Below are 24,989 nucleotides of genomic sequence, written 5' to 3' on the forward strand. Positions count from 1 at the left end.
TACGTGATTACATACAATTTCTACGTGATAAGACATAAAAAAAGTGCAGATTACTTAGTAACCTGCACTTAATAAATTGGCTAAAGTCTAAAAAAGACTTTAATGACCTATAAATCGTTCAACCAAGTTTCAACCTCATCTTTGGTTTTACCGGTTTCCTTTTGTAAACGACCGATCAACTCATCTTCCTTACCTTCTGCGTAAGTCAAATCGTCATCAGTTAATTTACCATATTGTTGTTTTACTTTTCCTTTAAGCTCGTTCCAACGGCCTTTCCATGTTAATTCACTCATAATATCCTCCTTTTATATGTTTGATAGTACAACAACCTATAGGTAGATATGTTTGATAAACAAGGCAGTTTGTTCTGTAAGAAATTGAATTTAGCTAAGTATCAGCGCACTTGCACCAAGGATCGCGGCATCGGACTCGTCCAACCCGCTAAAAATTAACTTCACCTTATTACGGAAAATCGGCAATAGGTTTCTTTCCATATGCAGTTTTGCCGGATTAAGGATAAAGTCGCCCGCACGGATGACTCCACCAAATAATAGAATAGCTTCTGGCGAAGAAAACATCACAAAATTTGCCAATGCTTCACCTAATTTCTGTCCGGTATAACGAAATACTTCTATCGCTATAGCATCTCCCTGTGAAGCACATTCGAATACCGTCTTGGCATTAATTGCATCTTCTGGATAGTTATTAAGCATGGATTCGGGAAATTCTGCACGCATCTTTTTCGCGGTGATCCCGATGCCAGTTGCAGAGGCATAAGCCTCCAAGCTGCCTTCTGATCCGGTACTCCAATGTTTACGACCTCCGGGCTTCACGATAGTATGTCCCAATTCGCCTGCAAAACCATCGTGCCCATATATCAAACTGCCATTGGCCACGATGCCGCTACCTACGCCAGTACCTAAAGTAATCATGATAAAATCCTTCATGCCTTGCGCCGCACCAAAAAGCATTTCGCCCTGCGCTGCTGCGTTGGCGTCGTTGGTAATCGTGCATGGCACACCAAATTTGTTTGACATTAACTCGCCGAAAGGGATGACACCCTTCCAAGGAAGATTTGGCGCTTGCTCTACCGTACCGGTGTAAAAATTGCCATTAGGCACTCCTACTCCAATACCCGCCAATGGATGGCCAGGCAGGTGTTTTTCGAGCAATGGTTTTACTGCAGTATGCAATGCATCGATAAAATCATTAATCTCCTTATATATATTGGTACGGAGCGATCCTTTATCGAGTACGATACCAAGCTCATTTACTAATCCAAACTTTGTATTGGTCCCACCAATATCTATCCCAAGAACTACCCGTTCTGACGATTGCACTACAGACATTTTTCTAATTTTGTTGATTCACATTACACTAAACCCAGTGTCACGATTGCTAATATAGGTACTTTGTGTGATTTTTACACACTTGAATTGAGCAAAAATATATTGCTGGTCTTCGCTATGCTTTTATCCCCTACGCAAAAAGTTCCAAACAGAAGTATCTCTTTTTTGCTCTCGATCTGCTATAAGATCGTCTATGATTCCGTCTATTCGTCGATCATTATCACTGATCACTTTGTCGGCCAGCGAGACTAATTTCTGCATATTTCCGGGCGTAGCATCATCCATAGAGGTGGATATGGAGGATACATTCATAGGCTCTATGCGTGTGTAGTTATGTGGCTTTTTTACAGAACGAAAGAGTTGTTTTAAGAAGAAATCAGTACTTTCAGACGAACTGCTTGTCATGATATCGACCAGCGCCGGACCAATGGATATAGCCCATTTTTTCTTAAAATCTTCATAATTGTAGGCATTTTTGGCAATACCGGTACCCAATGATAAAATGTGCACATCGTCAATCTTAAAGGTATCATACGTTTTTAGCACTTCTAAAAGTGCTGAAAGTGCCGGGTTGTGTGCAAACACTCCCCCATCGACCAGTGGAAATCTGATACCTGCGATGGAAAATATCTCAGCTACAGAAAAATAAGTAGGCGCAGCTGCCGTCGCCCTACAAACGTCTTTGATATAAAAGTCTCGAGCATCGCCATGTGAAATTGCTTTCTGCTGTCGAAAAATATGATTTGTACGCAATTCAATATTATAGGCCGTCATAATCGCTGGTTTTAGCAACTCACTAAGTTTGGTATCGCCAAAATATTGATCTAGGATTGTTTCCAACACCTTGCCATCATACAACTCACTCAGCAAGCCAAACTTACTGAGGAACCTACGCCAGCGGGTTGTATAAAATATAGAAGGCCCGTATTTTAAATAAATATCTAATGCTTCGTTGGCATAAAAACGCGGCTTGGTAGGGTCGTCCGGGTGGGGACACAGTAGAATGGCGGTAAGGATACCACCGGTACTCGTTCCGGCAAAGAAGTTGAAATACTCGGAAAGATGTGCTTCGGAATCGCCCGTTTTTTCTTGGATTCGCTGCTCCATGGTCAATAAAACCATGCCGGGAATGATCCCCCGAATACCTCCTCCATCAATGGATAGAATTCGCTTCATACGACGTCATTTTCGATAAAGTTAACAAAAGATATGCGTGTTTTTATGGCGGCAAATTGTGTTTGGTGTTAATAGGCAGAAATACTATATTTGCAAACGATTCACGGATAGGTGTCAGAGTGGTCGAATGAGCAGACCTGGAAAGTCTGTATACGGGATAACCGTATCGAGGGTTCGAATCCCTCCCTCTCCGCAGAAAAATCCTTCATCGAAAGATGAGGGATTTTTTACGTTTGGACGGTTCGGACAGAAGGGTTAGCCGGGGTTCTATTCGGAGAAGGTCTAACGTCGTGATTGAGAGATTGTGATTATCTCCACTATTTAGCCAACCAAACGCCCCCAAACTTTTTAAATTCTCCCACCTTGCGCGTAGTGATATCGTTGAAAATATGATAATTCCCTGTACCATTCATCATGCGGTTGCATAGTAGTATAAACGATGTTTAAAACAAAAAGCGCTAAATTCAGAAACCGCGTGCGGAGAATGAGTCACTTCGGCTCATAAATCTACTAACACTCTCCGTTTCTGATAGAGATAACACAATCCGACAGCAACTTTTTGACGGCATTCAACTGGGTAATTTTTTCGTCGATCTCACCAATTTTTTCATAGACTACTTTTATCTTTTCAGCTATAGAAAGGCTATTATCGAACCATTTTTCCAACAATTTTTTGATTTCCGCAAGTGTAAAACCGGCCTCCTTCGCTCCTTTTATCATTTCTATTTTTTCCAAAAGGCTCTCATCGTAATTCTTGTAATTGTTGGTTTTTACCTCTTCATCTGAAACGCCTTGAAATAATCCATAGTTTTCGTAATACCGCAGTGTTGGTATTGATAAGCCAGTTCGTTTTGATAACTCATTTATTAACATAACATTCCAAATGTTGATAAATATTTATAAAGTATAAACCATACTTTATACTTGTATGTTGCAAATGTAGACTTTAATTTTGTGTTTTCGAAATATCCAAAAGAGCAACTTGACGATGACAGCTTAAATGGCCTGATAAATAATGCCACTACAGAAATGTTTGATCCTATTGATTTACAAAATATGGAGGATATACGTGCTCAATTTGAAACTAATGTCTTGGGACTAATAGCGGTAACAAAAACATGAATTTTTTAATTGGAGCCTCCCGTCCATTCTCCCTCACTTTTGGGTAGACGGTATCTTTACGATGACGCTTGGCATAAGTAGATTAAAAAAATCGACGTTTAATAACCTGTTTATGCGGACAATGTTATTGATGTTTGACGTGCAAATAATATAGATAGATCGATAAACAATGAGTAAAAAATGGAAAAGAATAATTAAAAATTCGATGATCACAACATTAGTAATCATAAGTGCGCTGTTGATAGCAACGATGTCCTACATGCAGCAGAACAAATTTGGCAAAAACCCAAGTGGGGCTCGGCTGGAAAGAATCAAGCATTCGCCGAATTACAGAGATGGTCAGTTCCAAAACCTAAGCAAAACAACTACGCTCGCGGATGGGCACAACTATTTTGAAGTACTTTATACATCCTATATCAAATATAAACCGAGGAAATATCCGATCGATAGTATTCCATCCATAAAAACAGATCTGCTGAGCCTGCCTGTGGAAGAAAACCTGTTAGTTTGGTTTGGACACTCTTCTTACTTTATACAGATCGATGGTAAGCGAATTTTGGTCGACCCTGTTTTCAGCGGAAATGCTTCGCCGATTCCTGGAACGGTCAAATCATTTAACGGAACCGATATATATGCTGTCTCTGATTTGCCGAATATCGATTACTTGTTTATTTCCCATGACCACTATGATCATGTTGATTACGAAACATTGATTGCGTTGAAAGAGAAAACCATGAATGTGATTTGTGGCCTGGGCGTAGGTGCGCACTTGGAGCATTGGGGATACGATAGTAACAAAATTTTTGAAGGAGATTGGGGTGATCGGATAGTCTTAGGTAGCGGTTTTACAGCGTTTGTTGAATCAGCAAGACATTTCTCAGGAAGAGGCTTTTCCACCAATAAGACGTTGTGGGCATCCTACGTCTTGCATACCCCGACTATGAAAATTTATATGGGTGGAGATAGCGGGTATGATCGACATTACGCCGAAATCGGCAATAAACATGGATCTTTTGATTTAGCTATTTTAGACAATGGGCAATATGATGAAGCTTGGAAATACATCCACCATTTACCCGAAGATGTATTAAAAGCAGCCAATGACTTAAGAGCAAAACGTATTTTACCCGTTCATTCTTCTAAATTCGTCTTGGGGAGCCATGATTGGGACGAACCGTTATCGAAAATAACGGAATTAAATAAATCGTACAATATTCCGTTACTAACGCCAATGATAGGTGAAGTAGTCTATCTTAACGACAAAGATCAACAATTTACATCCTGGTGGTTAGGGCTGAAATAGCCGCGAACAGTATCTATATTAATTGCTTGGTAGATCATAAACCGCGTTTGCCAAGTGGGCGACCTTATCACTATTTAGGAATTTAGTACCTCCAACGCGTTGACAATAATTGGTCGAAAAGAGCAGAATTTACTGCTTTACAACACGGCTAAAATTGGGAGAGACACCGATCGAGTAAGCTGTAGCTAATTAAATAACATAATTTAATCAGCCCTTAGTAACAGAGATGTAAACTCGTAAGTCTTTCCAATTCCGCTGATCGGATCAAGTGGTGTCGCGTAGTCACGGTGAATATATAGTGTATCGCCCGCTATACGGTATTCACCGCTCGGCAGTGTTGACGAATCATATAGCAATTGATGCGACTCCATAATAAACCTAATCTCGTTATCTGTATACGTAAAGTCGAACGCATTGACATAGGCCTTATCACTAATGATGTCACCCTTGCCTGTAGGTTTGAGCACGATAAAATTACCTGATGGCCGCGCTGTAAAATCTGTAGCGGTACCTGTTTCTACGATAATTTCCTTTGTCTCCGTATTGTATACCGTTACCTCTTGCTTACGGTGTTGCCAACGTCCGATCAGTGGATGACCATCGTTTAATGCTTCTTTGGCACAGGAAGCAAGCGTTAGAAAAGCTATTATTGGAATTAATATTTTTTTCATAGTCCTCATTATTGGATAGTTAGAGTGCTAATATAACAATTCTCAGCAACATGAAAAAAATCCTATCATGATGCGTATAGCAGCCATTCATCGTGGGCAACGATACCGATGCTTGCCGCAGGTCCTAACTTCCGATAGGATATTCAATTGAAGCAATGCTATACACACCAGAAGTACGACCGAAAAGGTCCATGTTGAAAGTCAAGCACACACGGCTTATCAATAGGTCTTTACCCATGCAATTTATGGTGCTGCAAGATCCTATCAAGTGCTGCTTATAGTAGTCCGTGCTTAAATTCCGAATATCAATAAGGGATTCTCAGCTCCTTATCTAACGCTAAATCCAATCCTCATTACATCCATTATTATTCCGATAAATAGGAATAAATATTAAAAATAGAGTTGCCGCGAGATTACGAGCAATTTGGCATTTCCACAGATTAATTTACCTTCTACACGAACTTAGGACATGTTATAGAAGAATGTTGGGCCATGGCATAAAGCGCGGATCGGCTCCGTTTTCTAGGCATCCACAAACGCATTGTCTGCGCGCTTAATACCATCATGAAAAATTATTATTCAGGAAGCTCGCGATTGGATCCCGGCTCCTCTGGTTTATTAAGGTCTTTCTCCTCCTCTGTCAACGCCGCTGGTGGAATTTCTTTCACTTCTCGTTCGGTTTCCGTAAGTTCTACATGTACCGCAAACTCAGAAGGTTCAATTGGAACACCTCGAAAAGTTGCGTATTCTCGGGTATATACGGCGCCAAAATATAAAATTGCTGCCGTGTAGTACACCCATAGTAGTATCAATACAATAGCGCTTGCAGTGCCATAGGTTGATTCCGTGTCGGAGCTATCGATGTAAAACCCGATCCCAAAACGACCCAACACAAATAACAAAGCAGTAAATAATGCACCTGATGATACTGTTTTCCAGGAAATCATTACATCTGGAAGTACCTTAAAGATTACAGCAAACAACAAAAAGACGACCCCGAAAGAAATCACGAGATTTAGGCCACTCACTAAAAAGACCGTACTGTCAGGCAAATATTGCTGTAACCTATCGGTAAATGCGAGTATGGCGCCGTTAATCACCAGCGTTACCACGAGCAAGAAACCCAAACCAATAACCAAGGAAGAGGATAGTAACCGATCTTTCAGCATCTTTAACCAGCCCTTTTTTACTTTCGGACGAACATGCCATATCTTATTAATTGAGTTTTGGATATCCCCAAATACCGTCGTTGCACCAATTAGTAAGGTCACTGCACTGATCACTAATGCAATACTAGATTTTCCGGAAAGAGAAAGGTTTTTAATCACTTCCTGCACTTGTAAGGCAGCACTGGCACCGACTAAACCACTTAATTCTTGAAATACTTTTCCCTGAATAGCATCCTCTCCCAAGAAAATACCCGCCAAGGAAATCATCAAAACTAGAATCGGCCCAAGAGAGAATACGGTATAATAAGCTAAAGAGGCACTATATTTTAAACAATCTTCCTCAGTGAACCCCATTCCGGAGTTTTTAAGAATTGAAAAATGGTCTTTAAACACATTTCGATTTTTTGAAGTAGGAGTATCAGCTGCCATAGTTATGTAGATGTAATGATTAAGTGCACTATATAATAGAACACATTGCTAATAACCTCTCACATCCAAAAAAGGTTCTATAATTCACAAAAAACATTCTACAGCAGTGTGGTCTGCCGAAGCAATAGATAATTGACTCTTGTTAATTATTGTTCACTGGCCGACGATAAGTGTTTAACGGAAAATCTGTCATTAAATTAAAAGATAAGGCTTTGTTTTTTTAAAATGTTAATCTTTCGTAATGGAGAAAATGCCGACAACATGTCTACTAGTTTAATAACTATTAACCCCACATTTGCTTTCTAGATAGGTACATCGCTTAAAAAATAATTCATAAAAGCTAAGATCCATAATGCTCAAAAGACCTCATATATTTTATTTTTGTTCTTCAAAGTAATCCGATTTACAAACATCTATGGAAGCTATGAGCTAAGTATGGTAACGCCGACAAAAATATGCCTTACCAACTGACTTGAGTATACAACTAAAATTAAATCTATTAATTTAGTAGATTTTAATTGCTTTTATGCGATAAATGACTAAATTTAACTTATCTAAACCAGAAAAACAGGAATACCTTGAATAATCCGCGGGTGGAATTGGCTGATCGTGAGCTTGTTGACAAAATCAACGAGGGCGATCATCACGCTTTCGAAGAGCTTTTTACGCGTCACAAGCAGACCTTATACCGCCATGCCTTCCGCATGACTGGCGACACGGAATTATGCAATGATATTATCCAGGATGTATTTCTGAGCATCTGGATGAAGCATGCCGACTGGCATATCCGCACCACTCCTCTGGCCTATTTGTATCAGGCTGTTCGACATAAGATACTGGATCACATCAGCCATGAAAAAGTTGTGAACCGCTACATGAGTGACATGCTGGACTTTCAGGAAACTGGTCATGTGTTTACCGATGAGCACCTTTTAGAACAGGAGCTTTTACAACTAATCGAGCTAAACAAGGCTGAATTACCGAAGAGAACGAAAGAAATCTACGAATTAAACAAAGAACAGCAGCTTTCTTACAAGGAAATCGCCCAAAAACTATCCATATCCGAACATACGGTCAAAAAACAAGTACACAACGCCCTCCGTTACCTACGCACAAAGCTAGCGACACTGCTCTTTTCTCTTTTTTTATATATTATTTTCATTTTTTAGTACTCCCTTTCCTTTAGTTCCCCGTCATATCTATAACTAACCGTCAGCAATGCCGGACAACACGCCAGATGGATATGGATAAAAATAAAATTCAGCAGCTACTGCAACGGCATCGTGAAGGCAAACCACTAAGCGCTGCCGAACGCCGCTGGCTAGATAGTTTTTACGTACACTATGCCAAAAGATCAACTCACCAGATCGATGATCTGGAACTTGACAAAAACTTATCCGGAATAGAAGCCACCATCAAACGATCTCTTTCTCCCTATCGCATACCAAAAAGGAGATTTCGTTTTGCCGTGGCAGCGACATTTCTCGGTGGCCTGCTTATCCTTGGCTATTACCTGAATACCTCCTTTGGTCAGCAGCTGGAGATTCAGCTACCCGATGGAGAGATGAGAGAAGTCATTTTGCCAGACGGTTCAAAAATCACCTTGAATGCTTCCAGCAAGCTAATTTATCCCAAATCTTTTGACAACAAGGCGGCGCGGGAAGTCACCCTTATCGGCGAGGCGTTTTTTGATATTGCCAGAAATGAACAACAACCTTTCCTCATCCACACGCCACGCATGGAGATCCGGGTGCTGGGCACGGCGTTTAACGTACGTGATTATCGAGAAGATCAACAGGCCGAGACATCGCTGATTCGAGGCAAAGTCGAAGTGTGGAAAGCTGGCCATGAAAAAACTAAGTTTGTCTTAAAACCGAAAGAGAAATTTGTACTCGAAGAACCGCGAACATTATCGCCGATCACCGAGCAAAAAGCGCTACAGAAAAATCCCCAGATGGCGATCAATATCCAGTCGTTTGACATATCGGAGAAAGATGGCAACGCGATCGAAACCGAGTGGATGGTAAAAAGAGTAACAATCGAGAACGAGTCACTTGCCCAGATTGCCCGCCGGCTAGAGCGGATATACGGGGTGAAAATCAGCATTAAAGATAAGGCCACAGCCAATCAGGTCTACTCCGCGACATTTGATAATGAACCGATGGAGGATGTCTTGAAAGGGCTGCAGGCGGTGGCGTTTTTCCGATACCGGAAGAATGAACAGGGGCATATCGAAATAGCTCAGTAGCAAAAAACTAATAGCATCTATACATATATGAATAACAAACTACTTAACCTAAGCGGGACAGCGAGGCTGGCCGTCCTGTTGTCCATCTTTGCGTGTCTATTCGCGTCCCAACACGTCTATTCACAAACACAGAAATTGGATATTTCGATTAAAGACGGCCAACTGGAAGATGTGTTCAACACGATCAATGAGCAGAGCACCTACAAAATGTTTTACAGTAAAGATAAGCTCCCCAATAAAAAGATTAATCTGGTCGGGAAGCAACTAACGGTCAAAGAAGTGCTGCGCAGAGCCTTGGAAGGCAGCAACCTAACCTGGCAACTGATGAATAATGATATCATCGCGATCAAGGAGAATCAAAAATCGAAAATACACGTCACCGGGCAGGTGGTCAATGAAATGGGGGAACCATTAGCGGGCGTGTCTATTGTGATTAAGAATTACCAGAAAATGGATTACCGCAATGTACAGACCAGCACGGCGACCGACGCCAACGGTATCTGGGGCATGTTGCTGGAGGAGGATAATGTGCCGTTGATATTCTCGTTTATCGGATATCAGAAAATAGAAATCCTGGCGAAAGACTTACCTAAAACCGCCGTTCCGATCAAGCTCGTACCGGAAAAAGGAAGTTTGGAGGAGATCGTCGTCATTGGCTATGGCACCACGACACGCCGACTCAATACCGGATCTGTCGCTTCGATTACCGCAAAAGATATAGAATCACAACCCGTAGGTAATCCCCTTGCGGCGCTATCCGGTAGAATGCCCGGCGTGCTAATTGCGCAGAATAATGGCGTGCCTGGCAGTGCGGTGCAGGTGCAGATCAGAAATCAAGCTTCGCTAAGTGGCACCACGTCTGGATCTATTCCACTGTATGTGGTGGATGGCGTTCCCTTCACCAATTTCAACGGGGGCGCTCCTGCTACAGATAACCTGAATGCCTTTGGTATCTCGGGTGCCTCTGGCGGACTAAGTCCGTTCAACATGATTAATCCCGCAGATATTGAACGTATTGACATCTTGAAAGATGCGGATGCGACCGCCATATACGGAAGTCGGGGCGCAAATGGCGTAGTATTGATTACCACAAAAAAGGGTGTGTCGGGGCGCACACGTGTCGGGGTGAACTTTAATACCGGCATCACCGAAGTGAATCGCTTTATTCCCATGCTGAATTTACCTGACTACCTCACCCTGCGCAAAGAGGCTTTCGCAAATGATGGTGTCACGCCAACTACCGCGAATGCACCAGACCTGACAGTCTGGGATCAGGAGGCGGCCACCGACTGGCAAAAGCTTTTAATCGGAAATACCGGACATGTTACCGATGCACAGGCGAATCTGTCTGGTGGAAATGAATATACCCGCTTCTTTTTCAACTCGGGCTATCGGAGAGAAAGCACGGTGTTTTATGGAGACAGCGAAAATAGCCGTTTTACCTCCCGTTTAAACCTGGATCACAAATCCAGCGACGGTAAGTTTAACGCGGCTTTCTCGGTAAGCTATGCCAATGATCAGTCGAATATGCCGAGTTCGGATGTGTCTTCTTTCTACAACCTGGCGCCCAACTATCCGATTTATAACGAAAATGGGACGTATTACTGGTTGCCTTCCTCCTTTGGTATCAGTAATCCGATAGCACTTTTGGACCGAAAATATATCGGCAAAACCAATAACTTGATTTCAAATGCTAACCTAAGCTATAATATCGCACCCGGATTAGTCGCCAAGGCAAATTTTGGGTATACGATCACGCAGCTACAGCAAAATAACCAAACGCCGTCTACGAGCTTAAACAATACCCTACCCACTACCTTAGGCACTTCTTCATTTTCGAATACCAAAGCGCAGAACTGGATCATCGAACCGACCTTGAACTATAACAAGGCTATCGGCGACGGAAACCTAACGGCACTCGTAGGAACGAGCTTTCAGCAGAATTCTTCAGCCACCCAAACGACCAATGGCACAAACTACAGCAATGACGCACTTCTTGGCTCACTGAATGCCGCAGGCTTGTTCACCGCGAATAACAACATGGTGGCCTATAAATATCATGCGATATTTGGTAAGCTCAATTATGAATGGCAAGAGAAATACCTGTTCAACGGGACATTCCGCCGGGATGGATCGTCGCGGTTCGGTCCAAAAAATCGCTTCGGAAATTTTGGCGCGGTGGGGATGGGCTGGATCTTCTCGAAAGAGGATTTTGTCGCCGACAATCTGAACTTCCTAAGCTTTGGTAAGCTACGTGGAAGCTTCGGTACCACCGGAAATGATCAAATCTCCAACTATTTATATCTACAACTCTATTCTTCTTCCGCGGCGTATCTGGGAAATGCCACCATGAACCTGATCACCTTACCCAACGAATTTATTCAATGGGAAACCACGCAAAAGCTAGAATTTGCACTGGATCTGGGCTTCCTGAAGGATCGGATTTTGTTTACCGCCAACTATTTCAGAAATCGATCCGGCGATCAGATTACGTCGGCAGGATTGCCCACACAGGTAGGGTACAACAGCTATACGTCGAATCTTCCAGCGGTGATTCAAAATACCGGACTGGAGCTTGATTTGAATACGACAAACATAGAAAGCAACGATTTCTCGTGGAAAACTTCGGTGAACTTCACCTTCTTCCGAAACAAGCTATTGGAGTTTCCGAATCTGGAACAGTCTTTCTTTGCGAGCAGCTTCATCGTGGGCGAGCCGATTAATCTCGTTCGACTCTACAATTACCAAGGTGTGAATCCGGCAACGGGCGCCGCGATATATGAAGATCGCAATGGCGATGGAATTATCAGCCCAGATGATCGATACGTAGCAGATCTAGGCACCCCGTTTTATGGCGGCTTTAATAATACATTTACCTACAAAGGGTTTGAGCTCGGTGTCTTTTTCCAGTTCAACCACCGGTTTGGCGTGACCCGAATCCTCAATACCCGGCCGGGTGCGATGGTGAACCAGAACGATTACTGGCTGGGTCGCTGGACGCCGGAAAATACGGCATCGGACATTCCTGCGGCTACTACCACACCAGGCAATGCGCTGTATACCTCTTATAATCAATACACCAATTCCAATGCAGTATATGGCGATGCTTCTTACATCAAGCTTCGTTCGGTAAACTTGTCTTATCGCTTGCCTTCCAGCTGGCTTTCCAGCACCAAATTATCCAATTGCAGCATCTTCGCCCAAGGGCAAAACTTATTTACCTGGGCCAAGAACAAATACGTGCTCGATACCGAAACTACGGTGCAAGGTGGCCCTTCCGGATTAGGCACAGGAACCATTGGACAGGTGCTGCCACCGCTTAGAACTATTGTCTTTGGATTTAACTGTCAATTTTAATCACCACCATGAAAAGCATCTTACATAAACATATTGTATCAGCAGCCATCGGGGCTACATTCGTGCTCACCACTTCTTGCGAAAAATTTGTTGAATTGGGCGCACCTCCCACACAAGTATTATCAGAAGAGGCTTTTCTTACGGATGCCTCCGCACGAAGTGTTATTCTCGGACTCTACGTCTCCGGCGTAGGCAACGTGGGCACCACGACTTTCTATTCGGGTATGGCGGCAGATGACGTGCAATATAATGCGGCGGATGCCGGTTTGCTCGAGTTTGCTAACAACGGCCTGTTGAACACCAATAGCTATGTCAATAACTTGTGGGGAAGCCTTTATCAGCTCGTCAAAAACACAAATAACAGTATCATCGGATTGGAAAAATCCGCCTCACTAACACCTGCTGTTAAAGAGCAGCTCCTGGGAGAAGCGAAGTTTATGCGGGCATACACCTACCTGTATTTAGTGAATTTATATGGCGATGTGCCGCTGCATTTGTTGGGTGATTTGGAGGTTTTTGAACAGGCGTCTTTAGGTAGGACATCCACCGATCTGGTGTATGCGCAGATCATCGCGGATTTAATTGATGCCGAAAGCAAATTGCCTGTGGCCTATGAAGGCACTTTTCGTGCAAGGGTAAATAAGCATGCCGCGAGCGCGCTATTGGCTCGGGTATATCTATACAGAAATGATTGGGAAAAGGCGGAGTTGCAAGCCACTAAAGTCTTGCAGGCTACCGAATATGGTCTCCCGGCAACGACCAGCAACTTTACGAATACCAGCAGTGAGGTGATTTTCCAAATCGCCAATTTAAATGGCGTGACCACATTTGGCGCAAACTACATCACCGTGGCCAATGTGATCCCGGTATATACCTTGCGCGACGCCGTGTACGAAACGTTCGAAACTACGCCCGCAATCGATTTGCGAAGAACGAATTGGACGGTGCCAAAAACGGTATCCAACAAGGTTTATTATGCGATTTCAAAATATAAGGTATCTGCTGGCACAGGCAATGAATATCACATCGTATTGCGTCTGGCAGAACAATATTTGATCCGCGCCGAAGCACGTGCTAACCGCAACAACCTCGCTGGTGCGAAGGAAGATACGGACGCCATTCGCACGCGTGCCGGACTGGGCGCACTACCTGCCACACTTACCCAGACGCAACTGCTCACGGCCATCGAGACAGAACGCTTACATGAATTTTTCGGAGAGTTTGGACACCGTTGGTTTGACTTGAAGCGAACTGGCCGCGCCACGGCAGTATTATCCCCCGTCAAGGCCGACTGGCAAGCCACGGACGTGCTATTTCCGATTCCGAATGCACAAATCCTACTAAACAATAATTTGGCCCAAAACCCGGGATATGAAAACTAATGGATTTATCAATCCGTCCACTACAAAACATAGAAATATACATCATATGAAAAGCACATTATTTATTTCGTTTGCGCTAACGGCTAGTTTGAGTTACGCGCAACAGCAGTCCGAAAATGTATACCAGCGCCATCGCGGTATTCTGGAAAATGGAACGCTCGAACAAAAGGATTCATTAGCCAACGTCTTATTCAGCGACGTGAAAAACTTAAAAAAAGAAGAGGACTACCGAACCACCATTAACATGCTCCGCGCTTTAGGCCATGAAGAGAATATGGAGACCGTGAGCAACACGGCAAAGAAAAAATTCCCCAAAGGCAGCTTAACCAGAGACGCCTACATCACGGAGGTGTTTTACGAAGCCGAAGGGACGGCTGCCAAAGAGAAAGCCTATAAGGAGGTGGTCAAGAAATGGCCCGTAAAGAACTTCCCGGAGCAGGAGCTCACCTACGATTACCTACTAGCTAACCTGGCAGGCGCATTTGCAAAAGAAGAAAAGCCCCAAGAAGCGGTGCACTACCTGGAACAGATGCACGAGCGTTTCTGGCGGGGAAATGGGTATCTGCCCGTGGGGCAAACCCTATTGGCAGCGGGCGACACGGTGTCTGCGGCCCCGTTGTTGAAGGTAGCAATGGATGACGCTTATTATTACATCAGCCTGCCGGAAGAACAAAAAGACAACAAAGCTAAGTTTGCGGCGATGGGATACGCGAGTTCTATGTCGGCATACGTCGGCATACTAGTGAATAGGGGCTCTTATGCCGAAGCACTGGATCTCATCGAAAAAGCGATGGATGTAGCGCCCGAACAGGCCGACGGCTTATCTACGGTGTACTACAAATCACTGGTAGGTACTGGGCGAAAATTGGAAGGCTATAATGTGCTTACTAAACTGTATTCTAAGGGTCGATTTGATGTTGAAAACGATCTAAAAAACATGTACGCAGAATTGAACGGTTCTATGAATGGCTATGAGCGCTTCAACGCTGGCCTGAAACAAGAACTGGTGAAAACTATCCAAACGCATATTCAGGAGATGGCAACCTACAAAGCGGCTCCCGATTTTGAATTACTCAATTTGAAAGGCGAAAAAGTGAGTTTGGCTAGCTTGAAAGGCAAAGTGGTGGTACTAGATTTCTGGGCAACCTGGTGTCAACCCTGTATCCGCTCTTTTCCGGGTATGAAGGCGGCTCAAGCACTATACGAAGACGACCAAGATGTACAGTTCTTATTTATCAACACCTGGGAGCGCGACAAGGAATACAAGAAGAATGTCGTCTCCTTTATCGAGAAAAACAAGTACCCGTTCGAGGTATTGTATGACGATCAGAAAGACCCACAAACCGGGGAAGTGTTGGCCGGAAAATTAGGCGTAAGGGGAATCCCCGCTAAATTCATCATCGACGCAGAAGGTCACATTCGTTACTTCCTGACAGGGTCTACACCCAATGTGGATTATATAAAAATGGAAATGACAGAACTGATCGAAGCGGCGAAAAAGCCGTATAAGGAATTGGCCAAATCATAGGAGCTTATCTTACCGTTATGGAGTTTTTTAGATAATCCTCCATAACGGTATTAAAATTGATGAAATCTGATTTACTTAGACGGCAAACAATATCTATAATTGCCTTAGATATAATACATCTTCGGTAAATTCCTTTATAATGATTTCTCTGGGACATTAATAAAGTTATCGAACCATTTCAACATCTTAGTGATAGCCTAATTATGAGGCTACGTGTTTAAATATTAGTATCGGTTTCGCAAACTACAACGATCCATCTTTCACCCTACCCTTTTCTCCAGAAGGCAATGCAACCCACTTCTCAAACGCTTTTATTGCATCACTTGCACAAATGCGTTCAAATCTAATAGACTGATCTTCAATCTTGTTCTTTAATTCATCTGATATAAACTCGTCTCCAAACCCAGCCCATTCTGCATCTCGCTTTGTATTGCCATAATAAACATGAGTGATGTTTGCCCAATATATGGCACTCAGACACATTGGGCAAGGCTCCGCGCTTGTATATAATATGCAGCCACTCAAGTCTGGTTTACCAATCTTTTTTGCAGCAGCACGTATCGCGTTGATTTCGGCATGAGCGGTAGGATCACAATCCGATGTAACAGAATTGCCTTTAGCACTCAATATCTTTCCATCTCTCACTATCACGCAGCCAAAAGGCCCTCCATTTAATGTTTTTAGGTTTTGTTCTGCAAGGGCTATAGCGCGATGCATGAATGTTTCGTGGTTTTCCATATAATATTGCAGCTATAGTGAAAGTGGGATAATCATACAAAATACGGAACCTTCTCCAATTTTTTACTGACCTATTTATTAAATCGTATTTCAAAAAAAGAAAAATATCTACTAAGATTTAATACGATCAGTCGTTATAGTATCAATAACCACTATAACCACCTATGGATGCTACGGAAAAAATAGCCGAGCTTATCAAACGACATATCGAAGGCAAGCTTACGCCCGAAGAATCGGATGCATTAACACGTTGGCGACAGGATGATGCTGCCAACGAAGTCTTCTTCCAACAGGTTACGCAGGGCGAAGCGGTTTTTGCCGATGCGTTGCGCTGGATAGATATGGAGGATGAGGATGCCAAGCAGCAGCTTGAAAACATCAAGCAACGAACCCTCGGCAAGCTTCGTACCGCACAGCCGTTTCCGATGCGTCGCCGCTGGAGCTCGAGACTGATCTACCGGGGAGTCGCCGCCCTATTCCTTTGTGCATCCTTATTCGGCTACTTTCATTGGCGGCAGCATCCAACATGGTCCGAACCTATCGAAGCATCCAGCGTACTTCCCGGCAGCAATAAAGCCGAACTGCTCCTTTCCGATGGACAAAAGATCAACCTGCGTAGCGACAAAGATGGCATTATCCTCTCCGATGAGCTGAGCTATTCGGACGGCACGCCCCTGCTTGCCATCGATAAGGCAAAGCTTGCACAAATGACAGCCAGTATTACTGTTCCTGTGGGCGGAAAATACAAAGTAACGCTAAGCGACGGCACTCGTGTACATCTTAATGCACAGTCCAAATTAGTGTATCCACTCGTATTTAATCACGAGAAAAGACAAGTGAGTATAGCCGGTGAAGCCTACTTCGAGGTATCGCAACAATATGAAAAAAACAGGCGGATACCCTTTGAGGTCAGCTCCAAAGATCAGGTCATCCGTGTCACGGGCACCAGCTTCAACGTTTCGGCGTATGCCGATGACACGTATACATACACCACACTCGTGGAGGGCTCTGTAGAAATCGAGACTGCTACAGGCCGGCTATCGCTACGTCCTAACGAGCAGGCGTCGGTACGAGAGGGCAGTTTAAACAAGAAGTCTATAGACGTACAACAATACATTGCTTGGAAAGACAATACCTTTTTATTTTTTGAAACTGAACTCCGCGACTTGATGAAACAAGTGAGCCGGTGGTATGCCGTTGAGGTCAGCTATCCAAAGGATATACCTCCTACTTATTTCTATGGCGAGATTTCCCGCGAAAAGAACCTGGCCGAGGTACTGCGCATCTTAGAAAAGGCAGGTGTAAAATTTGAACTAAACAAAGAAGGCAGCCACGTGCGTCTTCAGGTTAAACATGACTAAATACAAATCTACAAAACTATGAAAACATCTACCAAAAGCTATCCTACGTAGCGAAACGGCGGGGAGTAAAAAATTGACCGGGTTTCACACGCCTATGTTCAGTCCTATTACTCACCTGTCGAGAAAAGCGCTACTAACCTAAATAAACCTTTATTCATCAACATCTATAATTGTACGAAAATATGATTTTTATACAACAGATCGATTGTGCTCAAAATACGGCCAGATCTAAAATTAAACGTTGGGTAATCATTATGAAGCTAACCATCTTTTTTACCGTTTTAAGTATTTTAAAATTGACCGCCAGTGGCTTTGCGCAGCAAATTTCTATCAAAGCTGCCAACACCCCACTGATAAATATTATGCAATCCGTACAGAAGCAGAGCGGCATGCCTTTTCTGCTTAGCGGCAAAGACATTGCTGGCGCCAAGCTTACGGCCGACATCAAGCAAGTACCGCTAGAAAAAGCACTCAACCTGCTGTTCGTTGACCAGCCCATCGCATGGGAAATTTCCGATGGTACCATCATCCTACGTCGGCAATCGGCAGCCGTAGCAGCCCCTGCAGTACCTGCCGAGAGGCAACAGCGCCGGATCAGTGGCACGGTGACCGATGAGCGTGGCGTCCCTATTCAAGGGGCATCCGTACAAGTTGCCGGCAGCAGCGTGGGCACCAATACCGACGAGCAGGGTAATTTTCAACTCACCCTGCCGAGCGGCGCGCAATCCGTGTTACAGGTTAGCTATGTAGGTTTCCTACGTGCTGAAGTGAATGTCGGCGATCAACAAACGTTGAAAATTACGCTGAAGGCTAGCTTGGGTGATCTGGATGAAGTGGTGGTTGTAGGCTACGGTACACAGAAGAAAAAACTAGTCACTGGTGCCACCATAGAAATCAAGGGTGAGGATCTGGAAAGACTAAGTACACCGAGCATTTTGGAGGCGATGCAGAGCCAATCTCCCGGAGTACAGATCACGCAAAACTCCGGTATGCCCGGCGAAAGTTTTAAAGTCACCATCCGCGGTTTGGGTACGATCAACAATTCTTCCCCACTTTACGTGATCGACGGGATTCCCGGTGGCGACATCAACACATTAAATCCTTCCGATATCGAGCGTATCGACGTACTCAAGGATGCCGCCTCGGCCGCCATTTATGGGTCGCGTGCCGCCAATGGTGTAGTGCTTGTCACCACCAAGCAAGGCCGCGATGGCAAACTTTCGCTGCACCTCGACAGCTATGCCGGTTTTCAAAACGTCTATAAAATGCCCTCGCTATTAACGGCAAGAGAATATATGACCATCCAGGATGAGCGACGCTTTAATGAAGGCGCAGCGCCCTTCAACTGGGAGCAGCTTATTCCGAAACAGTACGAGCAAATTATGAACGGCAGCTGGAACGGGACAGACTGGATGAGAGAGATCCAAAATGAAAATGCTTTGCTACAAAACACTTCGCTCAATATGATGGGCGGCAATGAGCAGTCCCGCTTTTCGATGGGTTACTCCATCACCAACCGCGACGGTATCCTCGGTGCTCCGGTACAGCCCGATTTTCAGCGGCAAACCGCACGCCTTAACTCGGAGCACATCCTGCTTAAGAATGATGACTTCGATATCATTAAATTTGGCGAAAACCTTAACTACTCTTACACAAAACGTTCGGGCATCGGCATCGGCAACATTTATTGGAACGATATCCATAATATGCTGGTGGGCAATCCACTCCTGCCAATCCGTAACGCCAACGGTGGCTACTACGATCAGGCCAGCAAGGTGGCCGATGGTTGGGCGCTAGATGGCGCTACTGCCAATCCGGTGGCCGACATGGATTACCGCCGCGGACAGAACCTCAGCAAGAACCACGCGCTATCGATCAACGCCTACGTGGAGGTACAACCGATCAAAGATCTAATCTTTCGATCTAACTTCGGTTATCGGCTTACGGCCTCTTCCTACCGCCAGTATACCCCAGCGTTCGAGTTGTCGACCACCACGGTCAACGCCATAGACGATATTTCCCAAAATCAGGATCTCGGGTACAAGTTTCTCTGGGAAAACACCTTGAGCTATAAGATTCAACCTTTCACAGATCATCAGTTAGATATGGTGATAGGACAGTCTATCGAGAAAAATGGTCTGGGTGAAGGGATAGGTGCTGCAACGGCCAACTCCTCCTTCCCTGGGCAGTGGGACAAAGCCTGGTTGGGCAACGGGCAGGGCTATGACGGCTTTGTACCTACTGTAAGCGGCGCGCATTGGCCCGAGTTCAACATTGCTTCGTACTTTGGTCGACTCAATTACAACATCAGAGAAACCTACCTCGCGTCGTTTGTGCTGCGCGCCGATGGCTCGTCCAACTTCGCACCCGGCCATCGTTGGGGTTACTTCCCCTCCGCTTCATTAGGCTGGGTAGCCAGCAATGAGGCATTCCTGCAGGATCAGTCCTGGCTGAATTTCTTAAAATTTCGCGGAAGCTGGGGCCAGAATGGAAATGCGGACATCCTGCCGTTCCAATATTTAGCCACCGTAGCCATCGATACCCGAAACGGCTATTACTTCGGCAACAGCAAAAGTACCCTGCTCCGCGGTGCTTATCCCGAGATTCTACCCAATCCAAACGTGAGCTGGGAAACTTCGGAGCAGCTGAATATCGGTTTGGATTCGCGCTTTGTGAACAACAGGCTATCTGTAGTTTTGGACTGGTACCGCAAATCCACGATCGACTGGCTGGTTCAGGCACCAATTTTGGCGATTTATGGTACCCAAGCGCCATTTATCAATGGGGGTGACATCGTGAATAAGGGCTTCGAAGTGGGCGTCAACTGGAACGATACCAAAGGTGAGTTTCGTTATGGCATCGGCATCAACGGTGCGTACAACAAAAACGAGGTTACGCGCATCGCAAACAGCGAGGGCATTATCCATGGTAATCCTGATGTGTTGAGTCAGGGTACCAAAGAGATGTACCGCGCACAGGTGGGCTACCCGATCGGCTATTTCTACGGCTTTAAAACCGACGGCATCTTTCAAACACAGGAACAGATCGATGCCGTGCGTGCATCAGGACATGGCGTTCTTCCTGGCGCCCAGCCGGGAGATGTATTCTTCCGTGATATCAATGGGGACGGTGCAATTACCGACGATGATCGCATGATGATCGGTAATCCGCATCCTGCTTTCAGCGGTGGATTAAATCTGACATTCGGTTATAGAGGTATTGACCTGGCCGTCACCGCTATCGGTTCTTTCGGCCACCAAATCGCGAAGTCATACCGTTCGTTTGCCGATAGCCCGTTGCAAAACTACACCACGGAAGTCTTCGGGCGTTGGCACGGGGAAGGCACATCGAATCGCTTGCCCCGCTTAACCAGCGGAAGCCATACCAATAACCAGTATATCTCCGACATCTACATCGAAAATGGGGACTTCGTCAAAATCCAGAATATCACGCTGGGGTATGATCTCAAGCAAATCTGGAAAAAGGCACCTTTTAGCCAAACACGGATTTATGCCACCGTGCAGAACCTATTTACCTTCACCAACTATAGCGGCATGGATCCAGAGATCGGATACGGCTATGATCAGCCATGGGTGAATGGTATTGACCTAGGCTTCTACCCACAACCACGTACTGTAATGTTTGGTATGAACCTTAAATTCTAATGAAAGACATGAAAAAGACCCTACTCATCGTACTCGCTTTAGGACTATTGAGCTCCTGCGACAAGTTTCTGGATACAGAAAGCTACGATAAAAAGAATACCGGAAACTTTCCCGTTACCGTGGCCGACGCCAATAGCATGCTCGTGGGTATCTATTCCAGCCTGAATGCCGCCATCTCCAATGTACAGCACTCCCATTTCTATATGGCCGAGCTGGCCTCCGACGATCGCTTTGGTGGCGGAGGTGAAAATGACCGCGACATGCAAGGACTCGATCACCTCATGAATACGCAACCCGATCGCTTTTTGACCTTCTGGACCGCGCGCTACCAAGGTATTTTTCGCGCGAATACCGCGCTGGAGACATTGGATCAGGTCTCTGGCTGGGCCAACGACGCACAGAAAAACCAAGTGCTGGGCGAAGTGTACTTCCTCCGGGCGCTCTATTACTTTGAGCTATCTCAACTTTTTGGCGAGGTACCCTTGGTCAGTAGCACCGACGTGACCAACCTGCCCAAGGCTCCGGCCGATGAAACGTACGCACTCATTGCCGACGATCTTCAAAAAGCAATCAGCCTGATGCCTGCGAATCCCTATACCAGCGTAGCTTCGGGTCATGCCACGAAATGGGCTGCGCAAGCGCTGCTGGCACGAGTATACTTGTTCTACACCGGCTATTACAACAAAAGCGAGCTACCTCTGGCCTCCGGCGGCAGCATCACCAAAGCTCAGGTGCAGCAGGGATTGGAAGAATGTATTGCCAACAGCGGACACGATTTGGTAGCCGATTTCCGGAACCTATGGCCTTACTCCAACGAGTTTACCAAGAAGGATTACCCGTACGCCCAGGACAATAACCTGAGTTATGCTGGCGATGGCAACAGAGAAACCGTATTCGCGGTCAAATTTGGTACGCTGGTCGACTGGGGTGATCAATATATGTTGGGTTATTCCAATCAGCTTAACCTGCATTTCAGCCTGCGTTCCAATAATGGGCAGGCAGGCACCTTCCCTTTCGGACAGGGCTGGGGTGCCGGTCCGGTCAATACTAGTCTGTGGAATGAGTGGCGCCAGGCCGAGCCTACCGATGTACGCCGCGCGGGATCAATTATCAATGTAGCGACCGATGTAGATAGCTATATCTTCGGCGCCGACAATCAAATGGAAGAAACCGGCTTTTGGCAGAAGAAATATATCGCCATCACGGCCTACGATGGCGGCAGGCTAATCCCTTCCTACGCGATCTTGGCCGATGCCGCAGCCGCGGAATACCAATTGGCCCATACACAGGATCTGGTATTGATTCGCTTTGCAGATGTGCTTTTGATGCACGCAGAGCTTTCCGAAAGCAACACCAACCTGAACCGGGTACGTGCGCGCGCCAATCTGGCTCCTATAGGCTACTCACTAGCGGCCCTCAAACGCGAGCGCCGGTGGGAGCTTTCGTTTGAAGGATTGCGCTATTTCGATTTGATGCGCTGGCAAGAAGCAGGCACATCGCTCGGCCGCCAAGAAGGTGTATCCATCCGCAACAAAGGAATCGATACGCAAATGCGCGGTTTTGGAGGCGGATACCGGGCACGTTATGAGGCTACAGGTGGCTTCTGGCCTATTCCTACCTCGCAGATCGCACTCTCCAATGGCGTGCTTACGCAAAACAAAGGTTGGGGCGAGTCTACACATGAATTTCCAGGTTGGTAATCTTTTAGAAAACACATTATGAAAAAATTATGGTATACCCTCTGTATTTGTCTTCCCCTGCTCATGGCAGGTTGTGAGGCAATTGAAGACAGAATGGATTTGGGATCGGCCATTAGCGCCGAACAATTACAACTCACTGCTACTCCCGTCGTTGTCGACGGTAAGAAAAGCAACAAGGTCGTGTTAGACAACAAAAGTCCGGTACTTTCGTCCTGGGACTATGGCGTGGGGCTTACACAGCGCAAGACCGATACGGTGTTGCTGGTATCTACTGGCGACAATGAGATCATTTTCACCGGCTTGAATCCTGATGGCAGCAAGATTACCAAGTCGCTGCAAGTCACGGTGGATGAATTAACTTTTCCCGTTCCACTGGAATGGGGCATGCTCACCGGCGGAGCCGAGAAAAACTGGGTTTGGGACAACAGTAAACCGGCAGTTTGGGGCAATGGTGGCTACATGGGCAACAATGCTCCCGCGTGGTGGACCTTGAGAGAAGCTGATATTAATGGGCAGGCTGCTGGAGAAGGAACAGGCGCAAAAATGGAATTTGCCTTGCGCGGTGCCAGGCTCTCCAAAATCAAATCGAACGGACAAACGGAAGTTGGCTCCTTCTCTTTTGATATGACCAAAAAAGTAACGCTCGACGATGGTACCGTTTGGGCCAAAGGTAAATTAACCACCAAAGGAGTTACCGTTCTTTGCGGAATATCACCTAACGAAGGGAACGCACCCGTATACGAGTACGATATCCTGCTCATCAATGATACGGAAATGGTGCTATCCTATGCCGAGCCAGGCGCCGGTGCATGGGGTACCGCCTGGTTTTGGGTATTCCGCGCAGAATAAGCAACGCGCACCAACGCTACATATTAAGACGCCTGGCCGAAAGACCAGGCGTTTTTCTTTCCAGATGCAAGAAAAAGCCGTTTCCAATACGCGTGCTTAGATGTAAAAAAATCAGCAAAAGCACTTTTAATTGTATACAATTTACAGTAGATTTGGGTATAAACCTATGTAGTATAAACCTGCTATAAACCATCTACCGGTATGGACAAGTTTGACAAACAGATTGTTGATTTGCAACAAGGCAAAGAAACATCACTGTGTTTCTTTATGGATGAGTATGCCGCTGCGCTGCAGTTTTTTGCCTTCAAAATGATCGGACATAAGGAAGCTAGCGCAGAAATTGTTTCCGACTCATTCGTGAAACTATGGGATCGACGCACCCATTTCCACGAGGCATACAGCATAAAATCCTTTCTATACCTGATTACCCGAAATGCATGTTTGGACCACCTGAAGGAGAGCAGAAATAAATATGCCCACGAGGAGACTTTTCTCGAGGATCTAGTGGCTTCCGATAGCGACATTCTTAAAAAGATTATTTACAACGAACTGATAGAGCTTATCGTTCTTGAGATCAAAAAACTACCTAAACAGCAAGCCAAGGTATTTCAGCTAGCGATGATGGAAGGACGCAATACGCAAGAGATATGCGATGAGTTGCAGACTAGTGCAAGCACCGTGTATTTCGCCCGCTCCAAAGCCATTGCCGCACTGAAAAAAGTATTCGAACAGAAGAACCTTTCCATGCACTATATTTTTTTATTGCCAATTGTTGCAGCAGAAGGCTTTTTTATTGGATAACGATTTCTATAGGACGCCAGTGGTAAATGCGATCGCTGTGCTGTATGCATAGCTGGATGAAAGAGTAAGGCTCTATACCATCCTGCATATCGGCAATCTCTGTAGGAAATTAATGATATGCTAGTAGGGTATTTAAGGAAA

General features: G+C 45.2%; 18 protein-coding genes and 1 tRNA gene. 12 read left to right on the top strand and 7 right to left on the bottom strand.

The window, feature by feature from the left end:
* Positions 1 to 107: 107 nt before the first annotated feature.
* From M8998_RS04875 to M8998_RS04885, 3 genes are all read right to left on the bottom strand, one after another.
* The gene (locus M8998_RS04875; RefSeq protein WP_249991004.1) at positions 108 to 293 is read right to left on the bottom strand and encodes a CsbD family protein; all 186 of its coding nucleotides are present in this window, start codon (positions 291 to 293) and stop codon (positions 108 to 110) included.
* Positions 294 to 383: 90 nt separating this feature from the next.
* Positions 384 to 1,349, bottom strand: a complete 966-nt coding sequence (locus M8998_RS04880) for an ROK family protein (protein ID WP_249991005.1) — start codon at positions 1,347 to 1,349, stop codon at positions 384 to 386.
* 123 nt (positions 1,350 to 1,472) lie between these two features.
* Complete coding sequence (locus M8998_RS04885) at positions 1,473 to 2,525, bottom strand: patatin-like phospholipase family protein (RefSeq protein WP_249991006.1); 1,053 nt, start codon at positions 2,523 to 2,525, stop codon at positions 1,473 to 1,475.
* Positions 2,526 to 2,630: 105 nt separating this feature from the next.
* Here M8998_RS04885 and M8998_RS04890 point away from each other — a divergent pair.
* Positions 2,631 to 2,718, top strand: a tRNA-Ser gene (locus M8998_RS04890).
* Positions 2,719 to 3,035: 317 nt separating this feature from the next.
* Here M8998_RS04890 and M8998_RS04895 read toward each other — a convergent pair.
* Positions 3,036 to 3,398, bottom strand: a complete 363-nt coding sequence (locus M8998_RS04895; protein ID WP_249991007.1) for a MerR family transcriptional regulator — start codon at positions 3,396 to 3,398, stop codon at positions 3,036 to 3,038.
* Between the two features lie 454 nt (positions 3,399 to 3,852).
* Between M8998_RS04895 and M8998_RS04900 the strand changes: the two genes are divergently transcribed.
* Positions 3,853 to 4,950, top strand: a complete 1,098-nt coding sequence (locus M8998_RS04900) for an MBL fold metallo-hydrolase (RefSeq protein WP_249991008.1) — start codon at positions 3,853 to 3,855, stop codon at positions 4,948 to 4,950.
* A gap of 203 nt (positions 4,951 to 5,153) precedes the next feature.
* Here M8998_RS04900 and M8998_RS04905 read toward each other — a convergent pair whose 3' ends face one another.
* Entirely contained in the window at positions 5,154 to 5,621 is a 468-nt protein-coding gene (locus tag M8998_RS04905) for a hypothetical protein (RefSeq protein WP_249991009.1), read from the bottom strand.
* A 575-nt stretch (positions 5,622 to 6,196) separates the two neighbouring features.
* The gene (locus tag M8998_RS04910; protein WP_249991010.1) at positions 6,197 to 7,144 is read right to left on the bottom strand and encodes a YihY/virulence factor BrkB family protein; all 948 of its coding nucleotides are present in this window, start codon (positions 7,142 to 7,144) and stop codon (positions 6,197 to 6,199) included.
* Between the two features lie 653 nt (positions 7,145 to 7,797).
* Between M8998_RS04910 and M8998_RS04915 the strand changes: the two genes are divergently transcribed.
* The 5 genes from M8998_RS04915 (at position 7,798) to M8998_RS04935 (ending at position 15,734) form a co-directional block, all read left to right on the top strand.
* Positions 7,798 to 8,388, top strand: a complete 591-nt coding sequence (locus M8998_RS04915) for an RNA polymerase sigma factor (protein WP_249991011.1) — start codon at positions 7,798 to 7,800, stop codon at positions 8,386 to 8,388.
* A gap of 74 nt (positions 8,389 to 8,462) precedes the next feature.
* Positions 8,463 to 9,467, top strand: coding sequence for a FecR family protein (locus tag M8998_RS04920; protein WP_249991012.1), 1,005 nt, complete (start codon positions 8,463 to 8,465; stop codon positions 9,465 to 9,467).
* 27 nt (positions 9,468 to 9,494) lie between these two features.
* A complete protein-coding gene (locus tag M8998_RS04925; protein ID WP_249991013.1) occupies positions 9,495 to 12,824 on the top strand; it encodes a SusC/RagA family TonB-linked outer membrane protein in 3,330 nt (1,109 codons plus the stop codon).
* Positions 12,825 to 12,832: 8 nt separating this feature from the next.
* On the top strand, positions 12,833 to 14,206 hold the full coding sequence (locus M8998_RS04930; RefSeq protein ID WP_249991014.1) for a RagB/SusD family nutrient uptake outer membrane protein: 1,374 nt from the start codon (positions 12,833 to 12,835) through the stop codon (positions 14,204 to 14,206).
* Between the two features lie 46 nt (positions 14,207 to 14,252).
* Positions 14,253 to 15,734: a TlpA family protein disulfide reductase gene (locus M8998_RS04935; RefSeq protein ID WP_249991015.1), complete on the top strand. Its 1,482-nt coding sequence runs from the start codon at positions 14,253 to 14,255 to the stop codon at positions 15,732 to 15,734.
* 243 nt (positions 15,735 to 15,977) lie between these two features.
* On the opposite strand, the gene M8998_RS04940 is transcribed toward M8998_RS04935, so the two are convergent.
* Positions 15,978 to 16,472: a nucleoside deaminase gene (locus M8998_RS04940; protein ID WP_250045089.1), complete on the bottom strand. Its 495-nt coding sequence runs from the start codon at positions 16,470 to 16,472 to the stop codon at positions 15,978 to 15,980.
* Between the two features lie 164 nt (positions 16,473 to 16,636).
* On the opposite strand from M8998_RS04940, the gene M8998_RS04945 reads away from it, so the two are divergent.
* The 5 genes from M8998_RS04945 (at position 16,637) to M8998_RS04965 (ending at position 24,848) form a co-directional block, all read left to right on the top strand.
* A complete protein-coding gene (locus M8998_RS04945; RefSeq protein WP_249991017.1) occupies positions 16,637 to 17,833 on the top strand; it encodes a FecR family protein in 1,197 nt (398 codons plus the stop codon).
* A 182-nt stretch (positions 17,834 to 18,015) separates the two neighbouring features.
* Positions 18,016 to 21,498, top strand: coding sequence for a TonB-dependent receptor (locus M8998_RS04950; RefSeq protein WP_249991018.1), 3,483 nt, complete (start codon positions 18,016 to 18,018; stop codon positions 21,496 to 21,498).
* Between the two features lie 8 nt (positions 21,499 to 21,506).
* Positions 21,507 to 23,198 carry a RagB/SusD family nutrient uptake outer membrane protein gene (locus tag M8998_RS04955; RefSeq protein WP_249991019.1) on the top strand — a complete coding sequence of 564 codons (1,692 nt, stop codon included), beginning with the start codon at positions 21,507 to 21,509 and terminating at the stop codon, positions 23,196 to 23,198.
* 18 nt (positions 23,199 to 23,216) lie between these two features.
* Positions 23,217 to 24,047, top strand: a complete 831-nt coding sequence (locus M8998_RS04960) for a hypothetical protein (protein ID WP_249991020.1) — start codon at positions 23,217 to 23,219, stop codon at positions 24,045 to 24,047.
* Between the two features lie 201 nt (positions 24,048 to 24,248).
* Positions 24,249 to 24,848: an RNA polymerase sigma factor gene (locus M8998_RS04965; RefSeq protein WP_249991021.1), complete on the top strand. Its 600-nt coding sequence runs from the start codon at positions 24,249 to 24,251 to the stop codon at positions 24,846 to 24,848.
* The last annotated feature ends 141 nt before the right edge of the window (positions 24,849 to 24,989 follow it).

The organism is Sphingobacterium sp. lm-10, from assembly GCF_023554555.1.
Taxonomy (GTDB): Bacteria; Bacteroidota; Bacteroidia; order Sphingobacteriales; family Sphingobacteriaceae; genus Sphingobacterium.